The organism is Saprospiraceae bacterium (genome assembly GCA_016713025.1).
Classification (GTDB): domain Bacteria; phylum Bacteroidota; class Bacteroidia; order Chitinophagales; family Saprospiraceae; genus OLB9.
The window spans coordinates 729,574-747,109 of the sequence record JADJPZ010000004.1 but is presented as its reverse complement, the minus strand read 5'-3'; the positions used below and the strand labels follow the sequence as shown (position 1 = coordinate 747,109).

Annotated in this window: 12 protein-coding genes, 1 tRNA gene and 3 pseudogenes; 12 read left to right on the top strand and 4 right to left on the bottom strand. The window is 38.6% G+C overall.

Annotated elements, in window-relative coordinates:
- Positions 1 to 13: 13 nt before the first annotated feature.
- From IPK35_09540 to IPK35_09525, 4 genes are all read left to right on the top strand, one after another.
- Entirely contained in the window at positions 14 to 523 is a 510-nt protein-coding gene (locus tag IPK35_09540) for a Smr/MutS family protein (protein ID MBK8053495.1), read from the top strand.
- Positions 501 to 773 carry a hypothetical protein gene (locus IPK35_09535; GenBank protein MBK8053494.1) on the top strand — a complete coding sequence of 91 codons (273 nt, stop codon included), beginning with the start codon at positions 501 to 503 and terminating at the stop codon, positions 771 to 773. Before IPK35_09540 ends, IPK35_09535 begins: the two co-directional genes overlap by 23 nt.
- A 37-nt stretch (positions 774 to 810) precedes the next feature.
- Positions 811 to 2,439 (top strand): hypothetical protein, encoded by a 1,629-nt coding sequence (locus IPK35_09530; GenBank protein MBK8053493.1) that lies wholly within the window; start codon positions 811 to 813, stop codon positions 2,437 to 2,439.
- A 94-nt stretch (positions 2,440 to 2,533) separates the two neighbouring features.
- Positions 2,534 to 2,605: transfer RNA gene (locus IPK35_09525), tRNA-Glu, on the top strand.
- Between the two features lie 446 nt (positions 2,606 to 3,051).
- On the opposite strand, the pseudogene IPK35_09520 reads toward IPK35_09525, so the two are convergent.
- The 4 genes and pseudogenes from IPK35_09520 to IPK35_09505 form a co-directional block, all read right to left on the bottom strand.
- Positions 3,052 to 4,451 (bottom strand): annotated as a pseudogene (locus tag IPK35_09520) (dipeptidase).
- Between the two features lie 98 nt (positions 4,452 to 4,549).
- Positions 4,550 to 6,689 (bottom strand): annotated as a pseudogene (locus tag IPK35_09515) (S9 family peptidase).
- Between the two features lie 202 nt (positions 6,690 to 6,891).
- Positions 6,892 to 7,443: a DUF255 domain-containing protein gene (locus IPK35_09510; protein MBK8053492.1), complete on the bottom strand. Its 552-nt coding sequence runs from the start codon at positions 7,441 to 7,443 to the stop codon at positions 6,892 to 6,894.
- Between the two features lie 235 nt (positions 7,444 to 7,678).
- A complete protein-coding gene (locus tag IPK35_09505; protein ID MBK8053491.1) occupies positions 7,679 to 7,897 on the bottom strand; it encodes a hypothetical protein in 219 nt (72 codons plus the stop codon).
- A 364-nt stretch (positions 7,898 to 8,261) separates the two neighbouring features.
- Here IPK35_09505 and IPK35_09500 point away from each other — a divergent pair, with 364 nt between their 5' ends.
- The 8 genes and pseudogenes from IPK35_09500 to IPK35_09465 all read left to right on the top strand — a co-directional run bounded on the left by IPK35_09500 (position 8,262) and on the right by IPK35_09465 (position 17,535).
- A complete protein-coding gene (locus IPK35_09500) occupies positions 8,262 to 9,461 on the top strand; it encodes a phosphotransferase (protein MBK8053490.1) in 1,200 nt (399 codons plus the stop codon).
- On the top strand, positions 9,442 to 10,509 hold the full coding sequence (locus IPK35_09495; protein ID MBK8053489.1) for an aminotransferase class III-fold pyridoxal phosphate-dependent enzyme: 1,068 nt from the start codon (positions 9,442 to 9,444) through the stop codon (positions 10,507 to 10,509). Before IPK35_09500 ends, IPK35_09495 begins: the two co-directional genes overlap by 20 nt.
- Complete coding sequence (locus IPK35_09490; protein ID MBK8053488.1) at positions 10,424 to 11,272, top strand: aminotransferase class III-fold pyridoxal phosphate-dependent enzyme; 849 nt, start codon at positions 10,424 to 10,426, stop codon at positions 11,270 to 11,272. Before IPK35_09495 ends, IPK35_09490 begins: the two co-directional genes overlap by 86 nt.
- A 260-nt stretch (positions 11,273 to 11,532) precedes the next feature.
- Positions 11,533 to 13,119, top strand: coding sequence for a M20/M25/M40 family metallo-hydrolase (locus IPK35_09485; protein ID MBK8053487.1), 1,587 nt, complete (start codon positions 11,533 to 11,535; stop codon positions 13,117 to 13,119).
- Between the two features lie 259 nt (positions 13,120 to 13,378).
- Positions 13,379 to 14,748 (top strand): annotated as a pseudogene (locus IPK35_09480) (tryptophanase).
- Positions 14,745 to 15,989, top strand: a complete 1,245-nt coding sequence (locus IPK35_09475; protein ID MBK8053486.1) for a U32 family peptidase — start codon at positions 14,745 to 14,747, stop codon at positions 15,987 to 15,989. Before IPK35_09480 ends, IPK35_09475 begins: the two are co-directional and overlap by 4 nt.
- The gene (locus tag IPK35_09470) at positions 15,982 to 16,206 is read left to right on the top strand and encodes a ferredoxin (protein ID MBK8053485.1); all 225 of its coding nucleotides are present in this window, start codon (positions 15,982 to 15,984) and stop codon (positions 16,204 to 16,206) included. The genes IPK35_09475 and IPK35_09470 overlap by 8 nt, the downstream gene beginning before the upstream one ends.
- A 180-nt stretch (positions 16,207 to 16,386) precedes the next feature.
- Positions 16,387 to 17,535 carry a 5-(carboxyamino)imidazole ribonucleotide synthase gene (locus IPK35_09465; GenBank protein ID MBK8053484.1) on the top strand — a complete coding sequence of 383 codons (1,149 nt, stop codon included), beginning with the start codon at positions 16,387 to 16,389 and terminating at the stop codon, positions 17,533 to 17,535.
- Position 17,536 lies beyond the last annotated feature (1 nt).

Sequence of the window (17,536 nt, the reverse complement as noted above, 5' to 3'; positions counted from 1 at the left end):
TTTTATAAAAAATATGAACCTGAAAGAACTTTGGACAGGAGAAAAAGTCATGATCAAGTCTTCAGGCAGGATTGGGATATTTGAGGGTATAAATGCTGAAGGAAAAGCCCGAATTAAGTATGAAAATAAGATTTTTTTAGTAACGGCTCAAAATCTTGAAATCGTCCCTGAAAAGGAAGTTTTTCCGGACATTCATGAATACCTGAAGCGTGAAAACAATATAATCAAGGCTGACAACAAAACAATAAAAGTATCATTTGACCACACGATCGACTTACATATTGAAAAGCTGGCCCCACATATGAAAAATGAGTTATCAGGAAGAATACTTGATTATCAACTTGAAAAAACCAGGCTATTTATCCGAGATGCTATAGACAGAAATTATCCACATATTACTATAATACACGGTAAGGGACAAGGGGTTCTGAAAAGTGAAATAGAACACATTCTGAAGGATTACCACCAGATAAGATTTACATTTTCAAAAAATGGAGGCGGTGCTGTTGAAGTATGGCTTTGAAAAAGGGAGAAGGGAGAAAGGAGCATGGAACAAGGAGAAGGGAGAATGGAGAAGGGAGGAAGGAGCATGGAACAAGGAGAAGGGAGAAGGGAGAAAGGAATGTGGAGCACGGAGAAGGGAGGATGGACTATGGGAGATGGGAGAAGGGGGAAGGGAGCATGGAGCAAGGAGCATGGAGCATGGAGGAATGGAGAATGAGAATGGATGTAACAGACAGCTTGATTTGAAGAAATACAACCAAAACTACTAAAATTCGTTGATAATAAAGCATACGCTATTTATTGATTATGAGTTCATATTTTATTGAAAATCCCTTGATTCTACTATTTCTGGTGATAGCAATTGGGTATCTCGTAGGAAACTTTAGAATAAAAGGCACAGGTCTGGGTACGGCAGCAGTGCTTTTTGTAGGACTTGCTTTTGGAGCTGCCAATCCTTTGTTTAACGTACCGGAGATCATCTTTCAGATCGGAATCATCTTTTTTGTCTATACCATAGGATTGAGATCAGGACCGGCGTTTTTTGAGTCCTTCAATAAAAATGGGTGGAGAGATATCGGTTTTGTGTTATTAATGTTATTGCTTTCAGCCCTTCTGACGATAGTGATTTATTATCTTATGGGATTTGACAAAGCGACGATAGTGGGGATTTATACCGGTAGTTCGACCAATACAACTGCTTTGGCAGGTGTCATAGACATGGTCAATCTTAAGGAAAAAGGAAATACCGATGCCATCCAACATATGGTGGTAGGATATACATTTTCTTATCCAATGGGTGTCCTGGGTGTAATGATAGCCATTAAAATCATGGAGCGATTTCTCAAAGTAGATTATCATGCTGAAAAACAAATGCTGCGAAAGGAATATCCTCTCGATGAAAATCTTACCAGTAGAGCAATTGAAATCACAAATGGCGAAATGACCGGAAAACAACTTCGTGATATCATAAGTGAGTACAATTGGAACATCGTTTTTGGCAGAATAGATAGTAAGATTCATGGCACTGTATTGTCAAATTTTGACATCAAATTGAGCCTTGGTGATACAGTCATCATTGTAGGCACACAGGAAGAACTGGATGAAGCCCAAAGAGTCATGGGCAAAGAAGCTATTAATAATATGACTTATGATAGAAAAGAGTATGACATTGTAAGAATTTTTGTATCCAATCCTGATGTGGTGGGAAAAGAGCTTTCTTCATTGAATCTTCATGAAAAGTACAATGCTGTGATAACACGTATCCGGAGAGGCGATATCGAAATGCTTGCAAAAAGCGATACTATCCTGGAACCGGGAGACCGAATCAGGTTTGTTGCAAGACGGGAAGACATTAAGAGCATTCAAAAACTATTTGGAGACAGCTACTATGCATCCAATAAAATAGATTTGTTTTCCTTCGGGATTGGGCTGGCATTAGGTCTTATCTTAGGGATGATAGAATTTACATTACCCGGTGGTTTGGTATTTAAATTTGGTTTTGCAGGCGGACCTCTGATCATGGGATTAATCCTGGGTACTCTCCGGCGAACCGGCCCGATAGTATGGACATTGCCTTATGGATCAAACGTAACGCTCAATCAGTTGGGACTCACCCTTTTACTTGCTGTAATAGGGATCAGGTCAGGCAACACACTTTTACAGAGTCTGAATGATGGAGCCTGGATTCAGATTTTTGCAGCTGGAACCATGCTGAGTATAGTTTCGGCTATGCTGAGTCTTTGGATTGGATACAAACTGATCAAAATCCCTTACTCCCTCTTACTTGGGTTTTCGGCCAACCAGCCGGCAATATTGGATTTTGCCACTGATATTACGAAAAACAGGGTTCCAGGCATCGGGTATTCTTTTATGTTTCCCATTTCCTTAGTTTTAAAAATATTGTTTGCTCAGATATTGTACTTGATATTAGTCTGATAAAAAGATAATTTTAAAAAAAAGATTGTTTTCTGTTTTGTAAATTGGCTAATGTATCTATCTTTGCGTCGCTTTTAAAGAAAAGCATTATTTTGGCCCGTTCGTCCAGCGGTTAGGACGCTAGATTTTCATTCTAGAAACAGGGGTTCGATTCCCCTACGGGCTGCATATAAGTCACTCAGTTGAGTGACTTTTTTTTTGCCCTTTGTGGAATCGAACCCTTTGATATCGTCGATGCTGCAAGCCGTGGTTTGCAGTTCCCTCACTCAGCATTGAAATCGTTCAATGCTGTGCTAACGCACCGTTCGGTCATCCTACGGGCTGCATAAAAGTCACTCATTTGAGTGACTTTTTTTTTCCCCTTTTTGGAATCGAACCCTTTGATATTGTCGATGCTGCAAGCCGTGGTTTGCAGTTCCCTCACTCAGCATTGAAATCGTTCAATGCTGTGCTAACGCACCGTTCGGTCATCCTACGGGCTGCAATTTTTTTTCTTTTCCGTTCAAAAACTTCCTCAAGCTAATCCAATAATTAACGACTAATGTCTAGGTTCAGATACCAATTAGTTTTGCTGCTTGGTTTTATCCACTATAAAAACTCTCATCTAATTAATTATTTATCATCTTTCTTCAGTTCCTTATAATACTTATGAAAGTAAGGAATAGTTTCTATTCCTTTGTAGAAATTAAACAAGCCATAATGCTCATTGGGTGAGTGGATGTCATCAGAATCTAGTCCGAATCCCATAAGTACGGTTTTTACACCCAATACTTTTCAAATAAGGCTACTATTGGAATACTACCTCCACCTCTTACAGGAATAGGATCTTTATCATAAGATTCTTTCATGGCCATAGCGGCAGCTTTATATTCTGGCGTATCTGATGGAGTCACAGCTGCTTCTCCACCGTGGTGTGGGCGGACTATAACTTTAACTCCTGGAGGTGCAATGGATTCAAAATAGATTTTGAACAATTCCGTGATTTTATCACTTTTCTGGTTGGGCACCAACCTCATACTTATTTTGGCAAAGGCTTTGGCAGGAAGGACAGTTTTTGCACCTTCTCCTATGTACCCACCCCAAATACCATTGACTTCCAGAGTGGGGCGAATAGATGTTTGCTCAAGCACGGTATAACCATTTTCTCCCATGGTTGCTTCAATACCCAGGTCATGCATATATTTCACTTTGTCAAAAGGCGCTTTGTTCATAGCTGCTCTTTCTTCATCTGAAACGACCTCCACGTCATCATAAAACCCAGGAATGGTGATATGTTTGTTTTCATCTTTGAGGGAAGCAATCATATCACAAAGCACTTGTGCGGGATTGGCAACAGCACCTCCGTAAACTCCTGAATGAAGGTCCTTATTGGCACCGACTACCTCCACCTCGACATAACTTAACCCCCTTAAACCAACTGTGATCGAAGGGATATCATTACCCAGGATAGAAGTATCAGAAATCAATACCACATCGCACTTGAGCATTTCACTGTTTTCCTTACAAAAAGGACCAAGATTTACAGACCCCACTTCTTCTTCTCCTTCGATCATAAATTTGACATTACAGGTCAGTGCATGATTTTGCACCATCGCTTCAAAAGCTTTTACATGCATATAGAATTGTCCCTTGTCGTCGCATGATCCTCTTGCAAAGATAGCACCATCAGGGTGCTTTTCAGTTTTTCTGATGACAGGTTCAAATGGTGGACTATGCCATAATTCTAAAGGATCCGGAGGTTGAACATCATAATGGCCATACACCAAAATGGTAGGCAATTCAGAATTAATTATATGTTCCCCATACACGATGGGGTGTCCCTTGGTTGGGTACACTTTGACATGACTGCACCCGGCCTTATTGAGGCTATCAGCCACGACATCTGCTGTTTTTGCTACCTCAGATTTGAATGCTGGGTCAGCACTAATAGAAGGTATTTTTAATATTACAAGCAACTCATCAAGGAATCGCTGTTTGTTTTGATCGACATAATTTTTATTTTTGCATGGTATTTAGATTTTAAGTCATCATTGATTATTCTACTGATATATGTACTTATTTTCGATTAAAATTCATGTGATTAATTCTTTCTGTGGTTGGCTTTCAAATATCAATTTTTTATATCAATTTTATAGGATTTATTCATGTTGAATAAGGTAAAGCCAATTTTATCAGCCGCTTCTTCTATGATTTTTGTGGTTGGTTTCCCAGCTCCATGCCCTGCACTTTTTTCTATCCTGATCAGTACGGGATTGTCTCCTTTATGTTTGTTTTGGAGTGCAGCAATAAATTTAAAAGAATGCGCCGGTACTACCCTATCGTCATGATCTGCCGTAGTCACTAAAGTAGCGGGGTATTTGGCTTCTTTCACATTGTGCAAAGGAGAATATCCCAGAAGGTAATCAAACATTTCTTTGCTTTGTTCTGAAGTACCATAGTCGTAAGCCCAGCCGGCACCAGCGGTAAAAGTATGATAACGCAACATATCAAGCACCCCTACGGCAGGTAATGCCACTTTAAACAACTCCGGTCTTTGTGTCATACACGCTCCTACGAGCAATCCACCATTGGACCCACCTGAAATAGCGAGAAAATCACTCGAAGTATACTTATTGGCGATGAGATATTGAGCGGCAGCGATAAAATCATCAAAAACATTTTGCTTTTTCATCTGTGTTCCGGCATCATGCCATTTTTTGCCATATTCGCCACCGCCACGTAAATTGGGGACTGCATATATGCCGCCTTGCTCCATCCACACTGCATTGGTGATACTAAAGGCCGGTGTCAGACTTATATTGAAACCACCATATCCATAGAGTATGGTCGGATTTTTACCGTCCAGTTTGACCCCTTTTCTGTAAGAAATCATCATAGGTATCTTAGTTCCATCTTTGGAAGTGTAAAAAACTTGTTTTGACTCATACTGTTCCGGAGAAAAATTGATTTTGGGCTTGATAAACAGCTCCGCTTTACCTGTTGATGGTTCGAATTTGTAAATATTGCCGGGTGTCACATAATTGCTAAAAGAAAAATAAATCTCTTTTTTCATTCCGCTTGGCATTTCCCATAGATGCTGTGCCTGATCCAGGCAGTTGTATATCTCTGATCAACTTGCCATTGTAGTCGTATTGCCTGATGAAGGATAAGGCATCTTTCATATAGTGGGCAAAAAAAGATCCGCAGCCTGTGCTCACATCAAGTACATTTTCAGTTTCGGGTATAAAGTCTTTCCAGTTGGCGGTGCCCGGGGTGGAAGCATCAGCAGTGACAATTTTTTGATTCGGAGCACCAAGATTGGTCACGATATACAACTTAGACCCATCATTATCAGCTACATAACTATCACTCTCAAAGTTATCCACCATAGTGACAATCTTACCAGATTTGTCCTGATGGTCCACCATATAGAGTTCATTACCAGATGTAGATACAGACGCTGAGATAAACAGATACCTGTCATCCTCAGTCACCGTTCCGCCTATATAACGTCTTTTTATCTTGTCGCCAAAGATTACTTTATCACTTTTCTGGCTACTTCCCAACTTGTGATAATATAATTTATGCTGATCTGTTTTTGCAGATAATTCAGAGCCCTTGGGCTTGTCGTAACTTGAATAATAAAAACCGTCATTACCTTTCCATGACAGGCCGCTGAATTTCACATCTCGTAAAGTATCTTCAAGTATTTGTTTTGTGATTGCATCCATCACTATAACTTTGCGCCAGTCAGAACCACCTTCTGAAATCTGATAAGCTACCTTCGAGCCATCTTTTGAAAAATTTATACCTGCTAAAGATGTAGTGCCATCTTTTGAAAAAGTATTGGGATCAATAAATATTTCTGCATCTTTGTCTCCCTTTTTTCGCCAGAGAACAAACTGATTTTGCAACCCATCGTTTTTATAGAAATATGTGTAATCGCCTTCCTTAAAAGGGGCACCAAATTTTTCATAATTCCACAATTTTTCAAGTCTGGATTTGATATCACTTCGGAATGGAATATTGTCAAGATAACCAAAAGTCACTTTGTTTTGATCATCTACCCACTGTCCGGTCTCAGTTGAAAGATCATCTTCAAGCCAGCGATAAGGGTCGCCTAACTTGCTTCCAAAATATTCAGCAATAGTGCTATCCATTCGTGTGGTTGGGTAGGTTACTGACACTTTCTTAGATTCTTCAGTCATCACTTTGTCTTTACATGCATTTAATAAAAAGATACAAATCAAGGTTGGTAATATGTATTTCATTGGTGCAGGATTTATTATGAAAATTATCGTTTGTTTTACGGTGTAAAGGTAAATATAATTTGGTATACTCACAGTAAGTTTTTAATATATATATAAAGGATATATAGAAGTTTTGCAACGAACCCTAAGAGGTGTGTTATTAACAGGACTTATAAAAAGAATTTGATTTAAGTAAGGATACACTTAAACCTTTACATAACAATTAATGCTTATCGTTGACCAAAGAATTAAAATTACTTTCCCGACAGTAGTTTGTGCTGTATCTTTTCCAAAGGGTATTTTTATGATGATCCCCTCCATAGTACGATAATAACATTTCAAACTTTGGAATTTCAATATAGGAGTCAAAATGTGCCAATTTGTGGAACTTTTCATCAAGAAACACAATAGATGGAAATGACATATTTCCTGAAAGCAATTCAGCAGCAAGCTCATGAAAATCATATTTACCTATCCGCACACTGGTGTATGCTTTGTCTGCTACCATAAGCTTACCGGAAGATAAGGCATTCAACCTTAATGGGTAAAAGTTTTGATTGACAAATTTGGCTATATGCCCTTCCGAAAATGTAGATTCTTCCATCACCCTACACCACTTACACCCATCATAATAGAAGTAAACTAAAAACTTTTTATCTGCCTTTTCAAGTTTATTCGGTAAGTTTTCCCATGTGCTCCATTTAATTCTATTTTGAGAAATTAAAGGAATAACGAATAAAAATGAAAGACTAAAAAAAATAAATCTCAAATTCATAATAGTGGTTGTAAATACTAAAGACCGAGTTGAGTACAAAAGTATTACTTCAAACTAATATGCAAGAAGCGTTGAATAAAAAATTAAGATTTTTAATATTTTTTTAACACTTTATCGTCCATATGGCTCCATTAGTCGATGTTATAATGCTCTATTGCTATTTTGATAGCACACAAAAATGACTTAAAATGTAAATATGTATTTATGTGTAGTATAGATTGATTGCAGCAAATTGTCAGGCAAGATTAATAATGTTGAAAATTGATTTTAGTACTTCTTTCAAAAAATTCAAATCAGGAAGTTCGGAATTTTCCATGACATACGTTTCAGTAAAATCAACAGGCATCAAGTCATGATACTCAAAAAAATCCTGAGACTGAAGGTAAATAGTACAAGATATACTTACCATAAATATGAGACCAAAGTACAAAGACGGCTTTAACTTGCTTTTCATAAATTATAGATTGTACAAATGAAGACTATAAATGATTAACGAAAAAAATTGTTTAATTTTTATCTTGTTAACGTTAAATATTTCCTAAAAGTTACAAAAGTATGTGACTTTTTTGATTGAATAAAAAAAAGGTTCAAAATTTCATTTTTCTGTGAAGTTGCATAAATTTTTATAGATCCTCTATTTCTCAATTAAAATTTGAGTCACAATCGAAATGTTATGCTGCCTAATTAATTGTATGAAACTTATTTCTATTTTTGCAAATTTGAATTTTAAAATCTTTTTATCCCTTCTCATTGAAAAATAAATTGAATCCAATTTAGTGGAGAGCAATTTATTCTTGTGACTATAACTTCCCATCGATATGATTGACCAGTTACCGTTTGTTAAAAGATGTTTAGATACATTTGGTGTATCAGGTGAAATATTGCCCCTACCCGGAGAAATAGATACCAATTATTTAGTAACTCAAAAAAATAGTAAAAAATGGGTCCTGAAAATATCTCCTGAAGATTATGACATTCAGGTTTTGGACTTCCAGGAAAAACTCCTTGAGCACCTTGAAAAAAGCAGCTTGAAAGCATCAGCACCTATGATGAAAATAGCTGCAAATGGTAAAAAAACACTATATCTGAAAGATGATACAAACAGGACGAGAGCTGTAAGAATGTTGACCTGGATAGAAGGGGATTTATGGTCGAAGGTATCTCCGGTGACTAATGAATTATTATTTAGTTTAGGTCAAAAAGCCGGTCAAACAACTTTGGCATTGAAGGGCTTCGATCATCACATAGCTTCAAGAGTTTTTGACTGGAATCTCGATCATGCTGAGTGGACTGAAAATTATATACATCTCATTGATCCATCTTTGCAGACTGCATTCTCGAAGGTCATAAGTCAATATAAGGAATCGAAATCAGATCTTGAAAAACTCAGAAAAAGCGTCATTCATAATGATGCCAATGACAATAATATTATCACTCAAACAGATTTTGGCAGCAATATCGTTGTTTCCATTATTGACTATGGAGATGCGGTGAAATCAACCATCATCAATGATGTGGCAGTAACCGCAACCTATGCCATCATGGGCCAAAACGATCCTCTCCAGGCGGCTTGTGCGGTGTTAAAAGGATATCATAACTCCTTTCCATTAGAAGCTGCAGAAGTCAGATACTTGTATTGTCTCATAGGTATGAGATTGGTCATCAGTTTGACCAAATCTGCCATCAACAAGCAAAAAGAACCTGAAAACGAATATCTTCAGATCAGCGATCAGGCAGCCGGACGATTGCTTATCCAATGGTCTGGTATCCACCCATCTCTGGCTTATTACAGTTTTAGAGCCGCTATAGGTTTGATGCCTCACCCACATGAAACGGAGGTCAATAGTTTTTTCAAAGATCAAAAGATTGAATTGAACAGGATGTTCCCTACTGAAAACACCAATTTTATTTCCCAGCCTGACATGAGCATTGGAAGTACTTTTATAGGGCATAAGCAAGAATACAATGATGCTGTAACTTTTTGGGAGAAAATAAAAAGTGGAAAAATCCCATGCTAACACGATACCGGCAAATGGGTTTCTGGAAGTAAGACCATTTTACAGCACAGACGCATATAAAAAAGAAGGCAATTGTGGCCCTGAATACAGAACGGTTCATTTGGGAGTGGACTATTGGCTTGAATCTGGCACACCTGTACACTCGATTCTTGAAGGAACAGTCTACAGCATTTTCAATAATGATCATCCAAAAGATTACGGTCCAACCATCATCCTCCTGCATGATGTCAATGGAATACAGTTTTACAGTTTATACGGGCACCTGAGTATCAGTACATTATCTGTGATTAAGCAAGGTCAAAGAGTTGAAAAAGGAACACTTTTGGGATATATTGGCGACCACGAGGAAAACGGTGATTGGGCACCGCATCTCCATTTTCAGATTATTTTGGACATGCTTGGGTATCAACATGATTACCCCGGAGTAGCATATTACAATGAAACAGAAGTTTGGAAAAGTATATGTCCTGACCCAAATACTCTTTTTTCATATTACACTGAGTCAGCCAAAAAATCTCCATCTACAGTTGAAATACAGGCCTTGAGGCAAAAAATATTAGGTAAAAACCTATCATTGTCCTACAAAGAGCCGCTTAAAATATTGAAAGGAGACGGAGCATACCTGATAGATGATACAGGCAGAAAATATCTCGACACTGTCAATAACGTGGCTCATGTGGGACATGAACATCTCAAAATAGTCACCGCGGGCTCCGCTCAAATGGCTATCTTAAATACCAATACAAGATATTTGCATGACAACATCTTAAAATTTGCTGAATCCTTGCTTTCAACCTTTCCCAAAGAACTGGAAGTAGTATATTTTGTAAATTCCGGTAGTGAAGCAAATGAGCTGGCTTTGAGAATGGCTCATACGTTTACAAATCAAAGGGACATGATAGCACTACAATCCGGATATCATGGCAATACCAATGCTTGTATTGAGGTAAGTTCGTATAAATTTGATGGAAAAGGTGGTAGGGGTAAACCCAAATATACAAACCTTCTTCCACTTCCGGATAGTTTTAGAGGGGATATACAGAGGTGATAATACAGGACAATCATATGCTCATCATGCAAAAGAAATCCTTCAAAATCTACAACAGGCTGGTAAATCACCCGCAGCGTTTATCCATGAGAGCATCGTATCTTGTGGTGGACAGATCTTGTTGCCAAAGGATTTTCTGCAACTTGTGTACTCCATGGTAAGGCTTGCCGGTGGCATATGTATAGCTGATGAAGTGCAGACCGGGCTAGGAAGGATTGGCTCACATTGGTGGGCTTTCGAGTATCATGATGTGGTACCTGATATAGTGACCATAGGCAAACCGTTGGGCAACGGACATCCGATAGCAGCAGTAGTTTGTACCCGGGCTGTTGCCGATGCATTTTCAAATGGTATGGAGTATTTCAACACATTTGGCGGCAATCCGGTTTCCTGCGCCATTGGTCATGAAGTGCTCAACATCATCAAAGAAGAAGGGCTCAGAGAAAATGCCAAAGCAACGGGAAATTATCTTATCCAAGGGTTGCAGCATATACAGCAGGAATATAGTATGATAGGTGACATCAGAGGTTTAGGCATGTTTCTTGGTTTTGAATTGATTGATGGGGAAATGAATCCACTACCCCAGCCTACTGCCTATCTCTCCAATCGAATGAAAGAATTGGGTATCCTGACCAGCACTGACGGTCCTGACCATAATGTCATTAAGATCAAACCGCCCTTATGCTTTAACAAACATCATGCAGACGAATTTTTAAAACGTATTCATCAGGTATTTAAAGAAAAACCGATGAATATAGTTTAGAGTATGTTTAAATTTTCATTGCCTTAAAATCAATGTATTATGAACCTGACTTCAAAATAATCGTCTTATTTAGCTCGATAAATGCGTTGATTATTTTATTCCCAGAACCATAATCTCTTGATTTACAAATAAGAAAAATTTTAAACATACTCTTAAAATAAAAATAAAAAGGGAGATAAACATTTTGATTAATCCTGAAAAATATAACAAATATTTTTACCTTCGCATTTTATTTACAAAACAATAAACTAAATACAATCATGTCCAGAATTTTATTTCTTTTACTCCTTATTGTTCCATCCTTATCTTTTACACAAAATAAAGATTTTAACGAATCAATTAAAAGAATTGGATTAAAAGAATCCAAAGTCATGGAGATCGCATCGACTATATGTGATGAATATGGCCCACGGTTGACAGGTTCAGCAAAATTGGCAAAAGCACAGGATTGGGCCGTAACAGAACTAAAATCATGGGGACTTTCCAATGTTCACAAAGAAGAATGGGGTCCATTTGGTAGAGGCTGGCATCTTGAACATTTTGAAATGCATGCACACAGTCCTGATTATTGGCCGGTGATAGCCTATCCCAAAGCTTGGTCACCATCTACAAGTGGTCTTGTATCTGGAGAGTTGATATACCTGCAGGCTAATGAATCAGCAGAACTGGAAAAATATAAAGGTAAACTCAAAGGTAAAATTGTGATGCTGGATTCAATCAGAGAAATAAGCGAATGGTTTGATGCTCCGGCTAGAAGATATAATTCTGACGATCTGCTAAAGATGGCCAATGCACCTGTCCCGGCACCGAGGCCACGTAGAGATTGGGCTCGGGCTGGAGGATCATTTGGGACAGATTTATGGAAGTTCTTAGATGCAGAGCAACCGCTTTGTATCATAGACAGAAATTACAAAGGTGACCTTGGAACAGTCTTTGTGACTGGTGCTCGTCCGGGTGGTCAGGAAGGCAAACGTGCTCAGGAAGAAGGTGTCAGAATTATACCTCAGGTAACTCTTTCAGTTGAACATTATAACCGACTACTTAGGTTGATCAACCGGGGTCAGAGTCCAAAAGTGAGCTTTAACATAAAAGCAAGATATGAATCTCCCAACAAAGGAATGGATCATAATGTGATCGCTGAGATAGAAGGTTCTGACCTGAAAGATGAAGTAGTTATGTTCGGTGCTCATTTTGACAGCTGGCATGCCGGTACAGGAGCCACTGACAATGGAGCCGGCTCTGCCGTGATGATGGAAGCAGCAAGAATTTTAAATACCTATATAAAAGAAAGCGGTCAAAAGCCTCGCAGGACACTCAGGTTGGCACTTTGGTCTGGTGAAGAACAAGGGCTTTATGGCTCCATTAACTATGTCAGAAAACATTTTGCAGAAACGGAACCGGGTGGCTGGATTCCCAAGTCATTAAAACCAGATCAGGAAAAGATATCTGCATACTACAATCTGGATAACGGCACCGGTAAAGTAAGAGGCATTTATGCTCAGGGCAATGAAGATGTTGTTCCGATTTTCAGAGAATGGTTAGACGAATTTAAAGACCTTGGTGCAAATACTATCACACTTGAGAATACAGGTGGCACGGATCACTTGGGTTTTGATGGAGTTGGCATTCCAGGGTTTCAGTTTATCCAGGAGCCAATTGCATATTCTAACAGAACCCACCATTCCAATATGGACAATTGGGACCACCTTGTTGCTGATGATCTTAAACAAGCAGCCACTGTTATCACATCTATGGTATGGCAAACCGCTCAAAGAAATGAAAAATTGCCCAGAAAGCCTATGAATCTAGATACTCCGGCAACAGGAATGAAGTCAAAAACAGAGTGATTGTGATCTAAAAATGTTTGTTATTATTTTCAGGTGGCTAACATTGGGGATAAGATTGGTCCTTTGTTACTCTACTTATAGTAAACAGAAAATATTGTGTGAAAATTTTAAATCACAAGTTATTAATTTTCAAATAATTGTGATTATTAAATTTTGCAAATCATTTTCTGTTGGGTATAAAATACGGTAGGATAATATTAGTCTTTACTATCAGATTTATTTTCTGTAATTTTGCATCTCATTTGTTAAAATTACCACATTGAAAACCATAATTGAACCATTCAGAATTAAGTCTGTAGAACCTATACAATTCAATGATGAAAAATATAGGAGACAGGCACTTAGTGATGCAAACTACAACACTTTTTTACTACACTCTGATGATGTCATGATTGACTTACTCACTGACAGCGGCACGAGTGCCATGAGTAGCGCGCAATGGGCAGGCATGATGATCGGAGACGAATCCTATGCGGGAAGTCCGAGTTTTTACAGATTTGAAAAAGCAGTAAAGGATATCACTGGTATGGAGATCGTGATACCTACCCATCAGGGAAGAGCAGCTGAAAAAATATTGTTCTCGATCACAGGGGGAAAAGGTAAGGTTTTTATCTCCAATACACTTTTTGATACCACCAGAGCCAATATTGAGTTTTCAGGAGCTGAAGGTGTAGACATGGTATGTGAAGCAGGCAAAAAACCAACTATCCCAGCGCCTTTTAAGGGTAATCTTGATACCACGGCACTCAGAAACTATATCGAACAAAACGGGTCAGATCATATAGCCATGGTCATCATTACCGTGACAAATAATTCAGGAGGGGGACAACCTGTTTCTATGGCTAATATCAAAGAAACCCATGAAATTTGTAAAGAATACAATGTACCACTATACATAGATGCCTGTAGATTTTCAGAAAACGCCTATTTCATAAAACTTCGTGAAAAAGGGTATGAAAACAAAAGCATTATAGAGATCGTCAATGAAATGTTTTCTTATGCGCAAGGTGCTACCATGAGTGCCAAAAAGATGCATTTGCTAATATCGGAGGGTTTCTCGCTTTAAGAAATAAAGATTTGGCAACACAATGCAGAAATCTGTTGATTATCACTGAAGGATTTCCTACTTATGGTGGTCTGGCAGGGAGAGACCTCGAAGCCATTGCTATTGGTCTTAATGAAGTGATGGATGAGCATTATCTTCAATATAGAATACGTAGTATAGAATATATCACACAAAAACTTTCAGATGTCGGAGTACCTGTCATGTTGCCGGCAGGTGGCCATGCCGTCTACCTTGATGCCAAACAGTTTTTAAGCCACATTCCTGTCGAACAATATCCGGGACAAGCTTTGGTGTGTGCGCTATATCTCAAAGGTGGAATCCGATGTGTGGAGATAGGATCATTAATGTTCGGAAAGTATGACGCCGAGCATCAATTAGTTCCTGCTTCCCTTGAATTGGTCAGATTAGCTATACCCAGAAGGGTGTATACCCAAAGTCATATAGATTATGTATCAGAGGTAATCATAGAAGTATATAATGAACGTCATCAAATCAAAGGGCTGGAAATCACAGAAGAAGCTCCTATGTTGAGGCATTTTACAGCCAAATTACGCCAGCTATGACCTTAAAAAAGCCGGAATTACTTGCTCCTGTCGGTTCGTTTGAGTCAATATACAGTGCCATAAAGGCTGGCGCTGATGCCATCTACTTTGGTGTAGAACAACTTAATATGCGTACTAAATCAATACCAACAATAACCATTGAAGATATTGCTGAAGTAGGACAGATTTGCAGACAACATGAAATCAAAGCATATCTCACCTTGAATACTGTAGTGTACGATTATGATATGCAATTAGCCAGAAAGATCATCTCAGAATGTAAAGATCAAAGAATAGATGCAGTGATAGCTTCAGATTTTGCAGTATTTGATATGTGTAAATCCATCGGAATGCCATTACATATCAGCACACAAGCCAATGTGAGCAATATCGAATCTGTGGCCTTTTTTGCACAGATGGCAGATGTTGTCGTTTTGGCCAGAGAACTCACTTTGAAGCAAGTACAGCATATCACTTCAGAAATACATCGCAGAGATCTTCGTGGTGTCTCCGGTGAATTGATAAAAATTGAGACCTTTGTTCACGGTGCTTTGTGCATGGCAGTTTCCGGCAAATGTTATCTGAGTCTCCATGAAAAAAATGCATCTGCCAATCGGGGTGCTTGTGTCCAGAATTGTCGCAGACCGTATCAGGTGACAGATCTGGAGACTGGCAATGAGTTACTGATCGACAATGAATACATTATGTCACCCAAAGATCTTTGTACAATAGAATTTGTAGACGAATTGATGGAAGCTGGTATTGATGTTTTCAAAATAGAAGGACGAAGTAAATCAGCAGAATATGTCTACACTACTACAAAATGTTACAGGGAGGCCATTGATGCCGTTTCAGAAGGAAGTTATACAGATGAAAAAGTAAAAAACTGGTTGACCGAGTTGGACAAGGTGTACAACCGTGGGTTTTGGGAAGGATATTTTATGGGAAGAAAACTAGGAGAATGGACTAAGAATCCTGGTTCCATAGCCGCTGAAAAGAAAATTTACTTAGCCAAAGCGACCAAATACTATCCGAGAATTAATGTAGCCGAATTTCTTGTAGAAACCGGAACAATTCGAGCTGGCGACCTCCTGATGGTCATAGGTAGGAATATAGGCTCCGATAAAATTGTATTGGATGAACTCATCGTCAATGGCATCAGGCAGGACGAAGCAAAAAAAGGAGATAAGATCACTTTCCCATTTCCAAAAGAACTGAAATCCAATGACAAACTATACAAAGTAGTAACGGAAAATGGCTAAGATCATACATTACAGAAGTAAGTGTATAGGTTGTAACATTTGCTTCGAAATGCAACCGGAATACTGGCGACTATCAAAAAAGGACGGAAAAGCCACTTTGATCAACGGCCTGCTCAAAAAAGATACCCATATCCTTGGCATTCCCGATGATGATATAGATTTAAGCAAGCAAACAGCTGAACATTGTCCTGTCAAGGTGATAAAGGTATTTTTATGAAGTAAGGCATATTTCACAGTCGTAACCGGAAGTTCAAGCATAGCTTGGCGCGGCACGGAGGAAAAATATAACGATGGAAAAAATTTGCGCTTGCAGGCAAATGATGGAAGATTAAAGATACTCTAGGATTCTCATTTAGATTTTTTGCTATCTTTGCTGCTTGTACTTCCAATAATGGAAATGGAAAATAAATTAAATCAAAAAATTGCCATTCTTGGTGGCGGGCAATTGGGCAAAATGCTGATTCAGGCAGGAAGTCGTCTTGGACTCAGCCTATCTGTGATGGATATTGATAGAGAATTTCCGGCAGCATTTGTATGTTCAGATTACATATGCGGGGATATCAGAAATTATGATGATGTTCTTGCTTTTGGCATGGATGCGGATGTGATCACCATCGAGATAGAAAATGTCAACATTGAAGCATTGGAAGAGTTGCAAAGGAGAGGTAAAAAGGTATTTCCCCAACCTGAAGTCTTGAAAGTCATCAAAGATAAAGGAAAGCAGAAGATGTTTTATGAAGGAAATGGATTTCCAACTTCTGAGTTCGCTTTGTGTAAAAATGCTGATGAAGTCATAAAAGCCATAGAAAAGAAACAGTTGGAATTTCCATTTGTGCAAAAACTCAGAACTGACGGTTATGATGGAAGAGGAGTGGAAATAATAAAAACCAAAAACCAATTGTCCCGGTTGTTTGACAAGCCATCCGTTGTAGAGGATTTAGTTGAAGTAGAAAAAGAGATAGCTATCATAGTAGCAAGAAATTCATCAGGGGAAGTGAGTACTTTTCCAGCTGTGGAGATGGTATTTCATCCCACGGCCAATCTTGTTGAATTTTTATCGAGTCCCGCCAATATTAGCAAAGAACTGTCTCTCATAGCCGATGACATCGCTCGAAGACTGGCAGAGTCATTGGGAATCATTGGGCTTTTAGCAGTTGAAATGTTTGTGGACAAAAACAATAAAATTCTGATCAATGAGGTAGCTCCACGTCCTCACAATTCAGGCCACCATACTATTGAGGCTTGTGTTACATCGCAATACGAAATGCATCTGAGAGCTATTTTAGACCTGCCACTCGGGCAAACTACCCAAATCAGACCTGCTGTGATGACTAATTTATTGGGTGAACCAGGGTACACGGGTAGTCCAATCTATCAAAATATGGAGCTATGCCTTGCAAAAAGTGGTGTCTATCCTCATATTTATGGTAAAAAAGAGACAAAACCATTTAGAAAAATGGGGCACGTTACTATCACCGGAGAGAATCTGGAAGATGCCATCAAGACAGCAAGATTTGTTCAAAATAACTTAAAAGTAATAGCCTGAT

Coding starts and splice junctions, on each gene's coding strand:
- IPK35_09485 (MBK8053487.1), top strand. CDS start 11,533: ATGTCCAGAATTTTATTTCTTTTACTCCTTATTGTTCCATCCTTATCT.
- IPK35_09475 (MBK8053486.1), top strand. CDS start 14,745: ATGACCTTAAAAAAGCCGGAATTACTTGCTCCTGTCGGTTCGTTTGAG.
- IPK35_09470 (MBK8053485.1), top strand. CDS start 15,982: ATGGCTAAGATCATACATTACAGAAGTAAGTGTATAGGTTGTAACATT.
- IPK35_09530 (MBK8053493.1), top strand. CDS start 811: ATGAGTTCATATTTTATTGAAAATCCCTTGATTCTACTATTTCTGGTG.
- IPK35_09465 (MBK8053484.1), top strand. CDS start 16,387: ATGGAAAATAAATTAAATCAAAAAATTGCCATTCTTGGTGGCGGGCAA.
- IPK35_09505 (MBK8053491.1), bottom strand. CDS start 7,897: ATGAAAAGCAAGTTAAAGCCGTCTTTGTACTTTGGTCTCATATTTATG.
- IPK35_09510 (MBK8053492.1), bottom strand. CDS start 7,443: ATGAATTTGAGATTTATTTTTTTTAGTCTTTCATTTTTATTCGTTATT.
- IPK35_09500 (MBK8053490.1), top strand. CDS start 8,262: ATGATTGACCAGTTACCGTTTGTTAAAAGATGTTTAGATACATTTGGT.
- IPK35_09540 (MBK8053495.1), top strand. CDS start 14: ATGAACCTGAAAGAACTTTGGACAGGAGAAAAAGTCATGATCAAGTCT.